Annotated in this window: 12 protein-coding genes; 10 read left to right on the top strand and 2 right to left on the bottom strand. The window is 41.1% G+C overall.

The features are described 5' to 3' along the window. The first annotated feature begins 5 nt into the window (after positions 1–5). Positions 6–2,324, top strand: a complete 2,319-nt coding sequence (gene yicI / locus KFT32_RS12850; protein WP_211747617.1) for an alpha-xylosidase — start codon at positions 6–8, stop codon at positions 2,322–2,324. Between the two features lie 186 nt (positions 2,325–2,510). Then, positions 2,511–3,791 (top strand): bacillibactin exporter BcbE, encoded by a 1,281-nt coding sequence (bcbE, locus tag KFT32_RS12845; RefSeq protein WP_211747616.1) that lies wholly within the window; start codon positions 2,511–2,513, stop codon positions 3,789–3,791. Between the two features lie 80 nt (positions 3,792–3,871). On the opposite strand, the gene KFT32_RS12840 is transcribed toward bcbE, so the two are convergent. Next, a complete protein-coding gene (locus tag KFT32_RS12840; protein WP_211747615.1) occupies positions 3,872–5,068 on the bottom strand; it encodes an MFS transporter in 1,197 nt (398 codons plus the stop codon). 70 nt (positions 5,069–5,138) lie between these two features. Next, complete coding sequence (locus KFT32_RS12835; RefSeq protein WP_211747614.1) at positions 5,139–5,597, bottom strand: MarR family winged helix-turn-helix transcriptional regulator; 459 nt, start codon at positions 5,595–5,597, stop codon at positions 5,139–5,141. Positions 5,598–5,799: 202 nt separating this feature from the next. Between KFT32_RS12835 and KFT32_RS12830 the strand changes: the two genes are divergently transcribed. From KFT32_RS12830 to KFT32_RS12795, 8 genes are all read left to right on the top strand, one after another. Continuing rightward, the gene (locus KFT32_RS12830) at positions 5,800–6,444 is read left to right on the top strand and encodes a helix-turn-helix transcriptional regulator (protein WP_249435858.1); all 645 of its coding nucleotides are present in this window, start codon (positions 5,800–5,802) and stop codon (positions 6,442–6,444) included. After that, on the top strand, positions 6,445–6,921 hold the full coding sequence (locus tag KFT32_RS12825; RefSeq protein WP_249435857.1) for a GNAT family N-acetyltransferase: 477 nt from the start codon (positions 6,445–6,447) through the stop codon (positions 6,919–6,921). A 75-nt stretch (positions 6,922–6,996) separates the two neighbouring features. After that, positions 6,997–7,713, top strand: a complete 717-nt coding sequence (locus KFT32_RS12820; protein ID WP_249435856.1) for a TraX family protein — start codon at positions 6,997–6,999, stop codon at positions 7,711–7,713. Positions 7,714–7,867: 154 nt separating this feature from the next. Beyond that, positions 7,868–8,539 (top strand): ribose-5-phosphate isomerase RpiA, encoded by a 672-nt coding sequence (rpiA, locus tag KFT32_RS12815; RefSeq protein ID WP_211747613.1) that lies wholly within the window; start codon positions 7,868–7,870, stop codon positions 8,537–8,539. Positions 8,540–8,567: 28 nt separating this feature from the next. Further along, positions 8,568–9,125 carry a GNAT family N-acetyltransferase gene (locus KFT32_RS12810; RefSeq protein WP_211747612.1) on the top strand — a complete coding sequence of 186 codons (558 nt, stop codon included), beginning with the start codon at positions 8,568–8,570 and terminating at the stop codon, positions 9,123–9,125. 71 nt (positions 9,126–9,196) lie between these two features. Beyond that, positions 9,197–9,655, top strand: a complete 459-nt coding sequence (locus tag KFT32_RS12805) for a MarR family winged helix-turn-helix transcriptional regulator (RefSeq protein WP_211747611.1) — start codon at positions 9,197–9,199, stop codon at positions 9,653–9,655. Between the two features lie 175 nt (positions 9,656–9,830). Next, a complete protein-coding gene (locus tag KFT32_RS12800; protein ID WP_211747610.1) occupies positions 9,831–10,898 on the top strand; it encodes a cobalamin B12-binding domain-containing protein in 1,068 nt (355 codons plus the stop codon). A gap of 49 nt (positions 10,899–10,947) precedes the next feature. Next, positions 10,948–12,693 carry an ATP-binding protein gene (locus tag KFT32_RS12795; RefSeq protein WP_211747609.1) on the top strand — a complete coding sequence of 582 codons (1,746 nt, stop codon included), beginning with the start codon at positions 10,948–10,950 and terminating at the stop codon, positions 12,691–12,693. The last annotated feature ends 133 nt before the right edge of the window (positions 12,694–12,826 follow it).

The following is a 12,826-nucleotide window of genomic DNA, read 5'->3' as shown; positions in this document are numbered from 1 at the left end:
AAACTATGAAATTTACAGACGGATTCTGGCTCGTGCGTGAAGGGTATGAAATTCAGAACCCCACTGATATTCGCGATATTGTTCAAAAGGGAGATTCGATTACCGTTTACGCGGCAACTAAATATATTCGCACGAAAGGGGATACGTTGAACGGTACGTTATTAAAGGCTACATACAGTTCACCGATGCCAAATGTTATTAAAGTAACGTTGAACCATCATAAAGGGAAGGTAAATCATGGCCCTGCTTTTGAAATTTTTGATCAAGATACTAATGTTTCTATTCAAAAGACAGAGCAAGGTGCTGTACTGGAAAGTGGCAAACTGAGTGTTCAGATTGATAAGACGAACGGATGGGACGTTCAATTTTTATACGATGGAAAGCGTATGACAGGAAGCGGAAATAAAGCAGCCGGTTACATTACAGGACCTAACAAGGAAGCTTATTTCCGTGAACAACTGGATCTCGGTGTAGGTGAACATATTTATGGACTTGGTGAACGTTTCACTCCATTTGTGAAAAATGGACAGGTCGTTGATATCTGGAATGAAGACGGTGGTACAAGCAGTGAACAAGCTTATAAAAACATTCCTTTTTATCTGTCCAATAAAGGATACGGTGTATTCGTGAATCATCCGGAGCGCGTTTCTTACGAGGTTGCTTCTGAGAATGTTTCCAAAGTGCAGTTTAGTGTAGAAGGTGAAACACTGGAATACTTCATTATTGGTGGAGATAACCCGAAAGATGTTCTTAATAACTACACTGCATTAACAGGAAAACCGGCTTTGCCGCCTGCATGGACATTTGGTCTATGGCTGACGACTTCGTTTACTACGGATTATGATGAAGCCACAGTGAATCATTTCGTAGACGGTATGGCAGAGAGAGACTTGCCTTTGTCTGTATTCCACTTTGACTGTTTCTGGATGAAGGAATATCAATGGTCTGATTTTGTATGGGATGAGGAGATGTTCCCAGATCCAGAAGGAATGATCCGCAGGCTCAAAGACAAAGGACTTAAGATTTGTGCATGGATTAATCCGTATATTGCTGAAAAATCTTATCTGTTCGATGAAGGTATGGAAAAAGGATACCTCGTTAAAACAGCAGACGGAAGTGTATGGCAATGGGATCTTTGGCAAGCCGGTATGGGCCTTGTTGATTTCACAAATCCTGATGCAGTGGAATGGTATAAGAGTAAATTGTCTGTACTGATCGACCAAGGAGTAGATTCCTTCAAGACAGACTTTGGTGAAAGAATTCCAACGGATGTCGTTTATTATGACGGCTCTGATCCGGTGAAAATGCACAACTATTACACACAGATGTATAACAAAGCTGTATTTGAATTGCTTGAAGAAAAGCTTGGTAAAAATGAAGCAGCACTCTTTGCTCGTTCGGCTACAGCAGGTGGACAGCAGTTCCCAGTACACTGGGGTGGGGATTGTTCTGCAACTTATGAATCGATGGCAGAGTCACTACGTGGCGGCCTTTCCCTTGGTTTATCTGGGTTTGGTTTTTGGAGTCACGATATTAGCGGATTCGAAAATACAGCACCAGCTGATGTATACAAACGCTGGGTTCAATTTGGATTATTATCGTCTCACAGTCGCCTGCATGGCAGCACTTCATATCGTGTGCCTTGGCTGTTCGATGAGGAATCTGTTGATGTGGTTCGTGATTTCACCAAACTTAAAATCAGTTTGATGCCTTATCTGTTTAAGTCTGCTAAGGAATCAACGATTCAAGGTATCCCTATGATGCGCGCGATGATGCTTGAGTTCCCGAAAGATCCAGCAACATTCGGTCTGGATACGCAATATATGCTCGGTGACTCCATTCTAGTCGCTCCGGTCTTTAATAAAGAAGGGGATGTCAGTTACTATCTCCCTGAAGGAACTTGGACGAATTTCCTCACTGGGGATAAAGTGATCGGTGGACGTTTCGTAAATGAAAATCACAGTTTCCGTACTTTGCCGATGATGGTGAAACCAAACAGTCTCATTGCGGTCGGGGCTGTAAATGATGTCATTGAATATGATTACGCTGAGGGAGTATGCTTGCATTTGTTTGAACTTGGTGAGAATGCTTCTGCAGAAGCGAAAGTAATCAGCACGAAGGCAGAAGAGGAACTGGCGGTCACTGCACAGCGAACAGGTTCCAAAGTGGAAGTCGTTTCAGAAGGAACAGGAAAAGCTTGGTCACTCGTATTACGCGATATACATGAAGTGTCTGAAGTAGTAGGCGGAACGGTTACCAAAGGTGAACAAGGAGTCGTTATTACACCGGAGAAAAACAACGGTACATTAACAATCCAGCTATAAAAAACATTTGAAGAAGGCGCTGTATTTATGCAGCGCCTTCTTTTTTATGTCACTATCCAAACTGCATAATTTAGTAACGTTACATCCATATTAACGAAGTCGGTTGATTCTAACATCCCTCTTGTATGCTACTTAGGATGTACAGGATGATTGAATAACCCAATAGCGCCCGAGGTGGATACTTACATGGAAGATAAGAAATGGGATTTGGCTGCATTAGCCTCCATTCCGCTTATTATGACACTAGGTAATTCAGCTTTAATCCCCATTTTGCCACAGATAGGAAAGGAACTAGGTGTTTCGACCTTTCAGGTGAGCATGCTGATTACAGTTTACGCTGTAGTAGCCATTATTTTAATTCCTCTAGCAGGATATTTATCGGACCGATTCGGAAGGAAAGCGATTATTATTCCAAGTCTCATCATTGCAGGTGTAGGGGGAGCCATCTCTGGTGTGGCAGCCTGGTTAATGACAGATGGCCCTGCCTACTGGACGATTATCGGTGGGAGGTTGTTACAAGGAATTGGTGCAGCGGGAGCATTTCCGATTGTGATTCCACTGGTAGGGGATATGTTTAATGATGAAGAAAAAGTGAGTTCTAGTCTGGGTATCATTGAAACTTCAAATACGTTTGGGAAAGTACTGAGCCCTATTATTGGAGCGGCACTAGGTGTATGGCTATGGTTCTCTCCATTTTTAATGATTCCAGTTCTATGTCTCATCTCATTATTGCTTGTTATTTTCTTGGTGAAAAGTCCGAAGAAAAGTAAAGAAGTACCTACCATTCGGGAATTTCTACATTCGTTAAAAGAAGTGATGGCTGAAAAAGGACGCTGGCTTTACGCAATTTTTACCGTGGGATGTATTTGCATGTTTGTTATTTTTGGCGTGCTTTTTTATTTGTCAGAAACACTTGAATCCGAATATGGAGTAAACGGAATTACAAAAGGTTTTGTGCTGGCAATTCCACTTGCTGCACTTTGTTTAGCTTCTCTTGTGAGCGGGAAATTAATTGGAAAAGAAAAGTCACGTATGAAATGGATCGGATTTATAGGTCTTATTATTTTGACTGCTTCGTTATTTATCATGGGTTTTTCAAAATCTATCTACTATGTAGTCGGCGTATTTACGGTGGGAGGAGTAGGGATTGGCGCTACCTTGCCATGCCTTGATGCACTGATTACGGAAGGTGTTGAAGAAGAGCAAAGAGGGACGATTACTTCTCTTTTTAGCAGTATGCGCTTTATTGGGGTATCTCTTGGGCCGCCCATTATATCGTTACTTCTGAATACATCTCATTTTGTGCTGTTTACCATACTGGCAGGGATCGCTGCAGCGGGAGCACTACTCACGTTGTTTGCGATTAAACCGAAACAGAATGAAGGATCAGGTTCGGGTCAGAGTAAACCTAGTAAGCATTATCGCTTGGGCGGTAAAAGTTTTGTTAGAGTAAAACGCAAAGTGTAGGGTGAAAAAGCAATAAAAGTCCGTTCTTCGAATAGAAGAGCGGACTTTGTCATGAACTATTTAGGAGTCAGTCTGGCCGTTTATGCAGAATGGGATGCTTTTAATTTTGCCTTTTTAGCCATTCTCATATGAATGAGATAAATAACAAGGAGGAGAAGGATAAACAGAGCTGAGTATCGATACATGATATTATAATCTGAAAAAGAAGCAATCAGTCCAAGCAAGAGTGAGCCAAGAGCAATCCCAAAATCGAGGGTATTCAGAAACATACCATTAGCAAGACCTCTCTGTTCGGGAGATACGACTTGAATCATCCAGGTCTGGAAAGAAGGCTGAAGAGCACCGTACCCTATGCCAAATAGAAAAGCGGAAACAAATAAACCTGATGTAGTACTTACATTGGATAGAAGGACTAAACCTACCATAACAAATATGGAGCCTGGGATCACGAGTGCAGCATGCCCTTTTGAATCATAAATACGTCCTGCAATGGGACGAACGACGAGGATGGCTAGCGCATTGAAAAGAAAAAACAAGGCTGCGTTATTAATTCCGTTCTCAATTCCAAACAAAGCTATGAAGCTAACAATGCCGCCATAGCAGAATGCAAGGAGCCCGTTAAGAACAGAAGGTACAACAAGCGCTTTATTAAATCCAGCTTTTTGTTTTTCGGTAAAAGGAGTTTCTACAGGCGCTTTCGGTTTGGGACTCTTGGATGTCAGCGTATAACTAAGCGGAGCTATGATGAGAATGACAAGAGCGGTTGCCCAAGTCAGCATGTTAAATCCAGAAGAGTTCAGTATACCGATACCGAGGACTGGACCGATTGACATTGCAAGACTGGTTGATAGACCGAAATATCCCATTCCTTCGCCCATTCTTTTTACAGGGATGACATCAGATGCCATCGTGGGGAAAGCGGTACTGCTCATACCAAAACCTACACCAAATATCATTCGAAGCACAAGAAGTACGCCCATAGCAGCGGCAAAATAATAACCTAGGGTTACGAGAAGAGTAATGAGAATTCCGACATATATCATTCGGTTACGATTGCCCTTCTCCAATTGCTTAGCGGAATAAAGACGTGCTGCAATAGCACTCAGTGCAAATAATGTAGTGAACAAACTGACTTGAAAGGAACTGGCATGAAACTCTCCCTGAACATAGGCTGGCAGAGTAGAGATAATCATGTGAAGTTGTAAAAATAATAAGAAATTACATAACGTTAGAATAATGAACTCTTTGGTCCACAATCGGGTTTTATCTTGTTGCATAATCGGTTATTAATCTCCTTCATTATTGGATTGCTCAGGGTCAGGAGAAGAGTTTGTAACTTACTTCCTGTTAATTTGAGCCATTCTTCTGTTCATGCTGTTCTTGCAAATGGTATTGAATGTCATTCAACACTTTCCAGAAAATAGTCATTTCTTCTTCCGGAATGCTGTTTGCAAGATCTTCATTTAATTTTTCTTCAAGAGGGAGAATGGAATGACTGAGAGCAACTCCTTCATCTGTGAGGAAAAGTTCATAAGCTCTACGGTCAGCAAGGCTTGGCTTACGAATGACCAGGTTTTTCTTTTCAAGCATGTCAATAATTCGAGTGGTAGTGGGCTGGTCTTTGTACGCTTTTGAGGCAATCTCTCTCTGGTTCATCCCTTCATGAGAGAAGATTTGAAATAAAACGGACCACTGTTCTGTTGTGATATCGTATTCCTTTAAGCGCTGATTCATTAAATGAACAGAACGTCTATGAGCAACGCCAAGCATAAATCCGATCGAACGTTCGGGTACAGAATTATTCAATGTAGTAGATAACTCCTTTCTATAAACGGATGATATAAATACTTGTTATACTAATATTATTAAATGTTTTTAAATGTGTCAAAGGATAAAATAAGGAACGTGGATTTATAGAAATAAGTGAAGGGTAGAAAATTAACCATATAATTCCTATAATGAGTTTGCAGCATAATAATAAATGTGGACCAATGAAAGGGGCATGATCATGGAACTATCAGACAGGCAGACGGAAATCATTAGATTAGTCACTGATCATACCCCGATTACCGGTGAGCAAATTGCTGAAATGCTGGGGCTGAGCCGAACCACGATCCGTTCCGATTTATCGATTCTAGTTATGCTTGGATTACTCGATGCAAAGCCAAAGGTTGGATATACACCAGGAATAAGTAGTCTTGCCACAGGTACTAAGCAGGAACGAATACCCACCTTATTGGTGCAAGATATTTATACTAAGCCTGTACTAATTGAGGGAGACAAGACAGCTTATGAAGCAATTACTCTTCTGTTCAAAGAGAACACGGGGACACTTATGATTGTAAACGATCAGAGGGATTTTATTGGCATTGTTTCTCGTAAAGATTTGCTGCGAATTACCCTTGGACATGCTGATCTTAAATCAATTCCCGTGAGTCTGGTCATGACAAGAAGAGCACAGACGATTACGATCACAGTAGATGAATCTCTTATGGAGGCAGCAGACAAAATGATGCGATATCAGGTTGATTGTTTACCCGTTCTGCAAAGGGACGGGGATAAAAGAATGCCTCAGGAAGATGAAGTGCTCGGGAGAATTACCAAAACAAATCTGCTGAATCTGTTTATCAAGTTAAAGAAGGGGGAGCTATAATTGAATATAAATGAAAAACAGATGATAAAACGTGCTGAGCTTCGGGACGTACCTGCCATTGCCCCATTATTTGATCAGTACCGTGTTTTCTATGATCAGATTTCTGATGTGGAATTGGCAAAGCGTTTTTTGGAGGAACGGATTCAAAAAGACCAGTCAGTTCTTTATTACGCTCAGTTAGAAGGCACGGATCAACTCATAGGATTTGTACAATTATATCCATCTTTCTCTTCTGTGTCCGCTCAGCCTCTCTGGATTTTAAATGATCTCTTTGTTACAGAGAACGTAAGAAGATCAGGAGCAGGCAGAGCTTTGTTAAGAGAGGCCGCCCGAATGGCTCGTCTTACGGGTGCAAAAGGCATATCCTTGACCACTTCTGGTCAGAACAAAGCGGCTCAGAAATTATATGAATCCGAAGGATATATACGAGATACCGTTTATTGGCATTATGATTTGCAAATATCTCAAGAAGATTAGTCGGTGATATCGATGTATTTTTCTGTGTTATTCATGTAGGAAGTGCGAGGAAATACTGACTCCGTATGTAATTCCATGCCTCGTTGTATTACGAAGAGTCCTTATGGCATAATACAGCTACAAAAGGAACATAAGGAGGCGTTCGTACTGCACTGGATCGCGATGATTACGATGCTAATTGATCATATTGGTGCTGTATTTTATCAGGATCAAGAAATTTTACGTATTATTGGTAGGATTGCTTTTCCCATTTACGCGTTCTCAACATACCTGGGTTATAAATACACGAGAAATATAAAGCGCTACACTTATCGGCTACTGCTGCTTGCTATCATTTCGCAGCTACCTTTTATGCTTGCTTTTCAGCATTATAACCTAAATGTCATCTGGACGTTACTAGCGTCACTATTGGTTCTTCAACTGCTGGACAAGACCCAGAATGGAGTGTGGAAAGTTCTTATTGTCGTTACCTCAGGTATACTCATGGAATTGTCCACCATGGATTATGGGATTTATGGTCTATTACTCGTTCTAATCTTCCGATATACCGAAGGATTTGTCATGATAGGAGCTCATTTACTACTCAATATTGCAGACATGGTCGTGTCTCAGCTCCAAATTTGGAGTACGGTAGCGACGGCATATATTGCCTTTTCTGTACATAAGGGAGCTTCTTTTCGATCTACCGTCCCACGCTGGCTATGGGTTAGCTTTTACCCTTTGCACCTTGCTATCCTTGCAGCCATTCGCATAATGCAGCAGAACGGAACATTAGGCATTTTCGGTCTTTAATAGGCAATAGCTTACATATGCTGAAGGGTTTTTTCTTCAGCTATATTCCTTCATTTTTATGAATCGGTTACAATAGAACACAAGGTGGAGATAATCCGCGAAGAGGTATTCATTGATTTATTTTGCAAACATAGATTGGGAGTTGAGAATTCAAGTGGAACTAAAACGTGCAGCAGCAGAAAGAGCAGTAGATTATGTTAAAGATGGAATGAAAGTAGGCCTTGGTACAGGGTCAACCGCATATTGGGCCATTCGACGTATAGGCGAACGAATGAAGGAAGAAGGTTTAAACATCCAGGCAGTGGCTACGTCCAAGGCTTCTGAAGATCAGGCAAGAGAATTAGGAATTCCGCTGATTCCTTTTGCTGAGATGGGTAGACTCGATTTGACCATTGATGGTGCGGATGAGGTAGATGGCAGATTGAATCTGATTAAGGGGGGCGGCGGTGCTCTTCTACGCGAGAAAATTGTTGCCACAAATAGTAGACGTCTTATTATTGTAGTAGATGAAAGTAAAGTGGTTCATACGCTTGGTAAATTTCCATTGCCTGTAGAGATTGTTCCCTTTGCATTTGAATGGACATTTAATGCGCTGGATCAGCTCGGATGCCGTCCACAATGGCGTATGAATGGTGACGAGAAATATGTAACTGATAATGGAAATTATATTGCAGACTGTTTATTGGGACGGATATCCGATGCGGAGTCTTTAAATCAGAAATTAAATATGATTCCGGGCGTTGTTGATAATGGTCTGTTTGTCGACATGGCAGATAGTGTAGTAGTTGCCCATAGTGACGGCTCGATTGAACTCAAAAAAAGATAGTTTCTTTTACTAGGAAGGAACAGGAATTATGGCAACAGTTCGCCTGCAATCTGATGATGTAGTATTGAGGACAATTGAGGAAGCAGATATTGAAGAGTTATATCATCTTCTCTATGGGGAAGCGAACCCGGAGTGGAAAAAATGGGATGCTCCTTACTATCCTTTAGAGCGGGAGAGCCGTGAATCCTTTCGGGAGAGCGTTCAAAAAGTTTCTTCTAAGGAAGTTTCATCTTGGATCATCATTGAAGTGAACGGTCTGATTGTAGGGACTGTGTCCTACTATATTGAAGATTCTTTATCCATGTGGATAGAGACGGGAATCGTCATGTACCGTTCGGGAAACTGGAATAAAGGGATAGGTACGAAAGCCATGAAATTATGGATTGCTTACTTATTTCAAGCCTTACCCATTGTTCGTATTGGTATTACCACATGGTCAGGTAATGTAAGGATGATGAATGTGGGTACGAAACTCGGAATGCAAATCGAAGGACGAATGCGTAAATGTAGAGTGGTAGATGGGGTATACTATGATTCTATTCGCATGGGAATGCTCCGTGAGGAATGGGAGCAACATGAACTATAAATCATGCTGAAATTTGATATCTATTTGCTAGAAAATGATAACTTTTGATATAGGTTAATGGAGGCAAGGTTATGTCTAATATACGCGATGAGAGAGATATATCGCTCCAGTTGTTTGTGGTTCTTGCCAGAGCCTATAACTCGGTAACTGCAAAATCGAATAAAGACATCCAGAGCCATGGTTTGAATACGACGGAATTCGGTGTTCTGGATTTACTGTATCACAAGGGACCTCAACCTCTTCAAAAAATTGGGGAGAAGGTGCTGATGTCAAGCGGGAACATCACTTACGTTGTGGACAAGTTACAAAGTAAAAATTTGTTGATACGTAGAGCTTCCCTCGAAGACAGAAGAGTGATCTATGCCGAACTGACGGATGAGGGAACGGAGTTTTTTGAACGTATTTTTCCTCAACATCACGAAGTCATTATTAAAGCAGAACAAGGACTGACGGATGAAGAGAAAGTCGAAGCGATTCGGTTGCTCAAAAAACTTGGACTGACCGCAAGTGGGCAGATAACAGATAACTGAAATTGATATAAGAGTCGACCTTACATGAGGTCGGCTTTTTTGATTCAAATTGGCTGTTACTTGCATGTCATTTCATAGTATGGGACAATTAAGTAATTGAAAGTTTGATAGATTCACGTGAAAAACGAAGTGGAACTATTGTATATTGGTTTTCACCGAAGGGAGCTGCGATGGCATGAATGCTACCAATAATGCAGCTGGTGAAGCCTTCTTGCGAGAGGTGGATCATCTCGCCGAACAGATTACAGATCGACAATACGAAATACAGCCCGAACTAGAATTAAAATTCGGCGAGTCCGGCAGAATCAGAACGAAACAAGATACCGTTTATAGTCTCCGTTTTTTGGCAGAGAGTGTCATGATGAAAAGCCCTTCTCTATTTACGCAGTATGTCTCCTGGTTAAAAATATTACTTGCAGGATATCGTGTAACAGAGGAAGACTTACGAATAAACTTGTCATTAATTAAGGAATTCATTGAACAAACATATAACGAGACAGATAAGGAACTTGTGCTTGAATATTTACAACGGGGAATGCAGGAGATAGCCTATGCTGAACCCATACCTACGTATGTTGCTGAGAATCAGCCGTATCATCACTATACGGCAATGTATCTAGAATCGTTACTCTCCGCTGATCGAGAAGCAGCTTGGTCTGTGGTAGTAGAATTGCTTGAGGCCGGGACTTCTGTAAAAGATATCTATATCTTTATTTTTCAGAGATCTCAACTAGAGATCGGAAGGTTATGGCAAATGGGTAACATTACCGTTGCTCAGGAGCATCTGTGCACGGCTGCTACACAGGCGAATATATCCAAGTTATATCCTTACTGGCTCACCAATGGGAATAATGGTTATAAGATGCTCGCTGCATGTGTAGGCAGCGAACTGCATGAGATCGGTCTACGCATGCTAACGGATCATTTTGAAATGGAGGGTTGGGATACTTATTATCTAGGTGCCAATGTTCCTCATGAAGGTATTATTGATTCGATTCAAAAATATAATGTGGACGTACTTGCATTGTCTGTAACGATGACTTTTCATGTTCACTTAGCTAAACGGTTAATTGATGAGGTGCGCAGCAACCCTGCAACCAAAGATGTATCGATTATCGTTGGCGGTCTGCCATTTAATATTGATCAAGAACTGTGGAAAGAAATTGGAGCAGATGGATATGCTCCTGATGAGGTCCATGCTATTGAACTAGCTTATTCACTGCAGTCGCCTAAAGCAGAATAAAATTGCATCGTGTATCATTATTGGCGATCTAACAGAGAGGAGGGATGATATGCCCTCAAAATTTAATGAGCACGAGATTACAAACCTGAGAAATATCATTGCTGAACTTAATAAGGAGATTATTAAAAGCAAAGAGCAGGAGCAGAATGTATTAAGTGAGTTTTCAAGTATGAATAATGATCTGGTTACCTTGCAAAGAGAGCTTGCCAAAAACAATTCAAGGCTCAATGAAGCGAAGGAACAGGCAGTACAGGCTAGTGAAGCAAAAAGTGAATTTCTGGCTTTACTGAGTCATGAGTTTAGGACTCCCTTAAACGGAATTTTGGGTATGACCGAAATTTTATCGATGTCATCCCTTACGGAAGAACAGCAGCAATCCGTGACCGTTATTCAGGAATCATCACAATTGTTACTTTATCTAATTAACGATATTTTGGATCTCTCCAAGCTTGAGGCAGGAGAAATGAAGCTTAATCTTGTAGAAATGGATGTAAGGGCAGTGCTGAAGCATGTGTCTATTCTTTTATCTCCCAAAGCTGCTAAAGCGGGAAATAAACTTTATACAGAGATTGATGATTCACTATCAGAGAAATTGATAGGAGACTCTGCAAGGTTAACGCAAATCCTTGTTAATCTCGTTGGAAATGCGAACAAGTTTACGAATGAAGGAACAATATATACCCGAATAAAAGTTTTGTCACAAAATCAGAATGAGCAAAAGCTTCGGATCGAAGTTTCTGATAATGGAATTGGTATTGCTGAGGAAGAACAGTCAAAACTATTTAGACCGTACGCTCAGACGTTAGACGGACAGCAGTCCAAATATGGAGGAACCGGACTTGGGCTCTCCATTTGTAAGAACTTTGTAGAGCTTATGAACGGCACCATTGGAGTCATTAGTGAGTATGGTAAGGGATCTACTTTCTGGATTGAAGTTTCTTTCCAGGCGATAGCTCAACAAGAGGTGGTTGTTACCGCTACTGAACCTAGTACCATTCTTGCTACATCTCCGTCAATGGATACAAGTAATCCATTAACTTATCTACCACTTGAACATCCGATTCTTATGGCCGAAGACAATGGAATTAACCGTAAGGTTGCTCTCGTTCAGCTGAAGAAGCTTGGAATTACGAATGTAGAGACGGTAGACAACGGGGAAGAAGCAGTCGCAGCTTATCTTAGCAAACCATATTCCGTAATATTAATGGATCATATGATGCCCAAGCTGGATGGTTTGGAAGCAACACAGAAAATCCGTCAGATTGAACGAGATGAGATGCGGTTTCATACTCCGATTATCGCGCTTACAGGTAATGTAATGCAGAGTGAACGTCAGAAGTGTCTAGATGCGGGTATGGATGATTATCTGCCTAAACCGATCTCTTTGGAGACACTAAGAGATATCATGCAGCGTTGGCTTCCGGGAATGCAGGATAAGGCAATTCTAAATGACGAAGTTTTATCAGAGTTGCTGACTCTGGGAGATGAAGAAAGTAACGAAGATTTACTCCAAACATTGCTAGAGATGTATCAGTCAGATACACCAACAAAAATTTCGCAATTGATCCATTACATCAATAGTAATCAATATGATAAAGCGTTCGAAACTGCACATGATTTGAAATCAAGCAGCCTTAGCTTAGGAATGGAGCACCTTTCTTTGATCCTGGGGAAAATAGAAGCATCTGCGACAACAGGTCGGCTTGATGATGCAAAGGCAATGATGGATCTACTAATGCCTGCCTATGAGGAAGCCTGCAATGAAATTGGGAAGCTTCTCAAATCTACAGGTTAGAAATAGATCAGTAACCATTCCATAAGGTATCCGATATTATCGGATGCTTTATTTTTTTATGTAAAAGATGCGAATTTAACAAGAGAAAACTTGCTCCTCATTTGGAAAAAGCCTTTCTTTTTTCTTTTATTTG

Source organism: Paenibacillus sp. Marseille-Q4541, assembly GCF_018310695.1.
GTDB lineage: Bacteria > Bacillota > Bacilli > Paenibacillales > Paenibacillaceae > Paenibacillus.
Note: the sequence above shows the minus strand (reverse complement) of the source record. Positions and strands in the feature narration are given on the sequence as shown.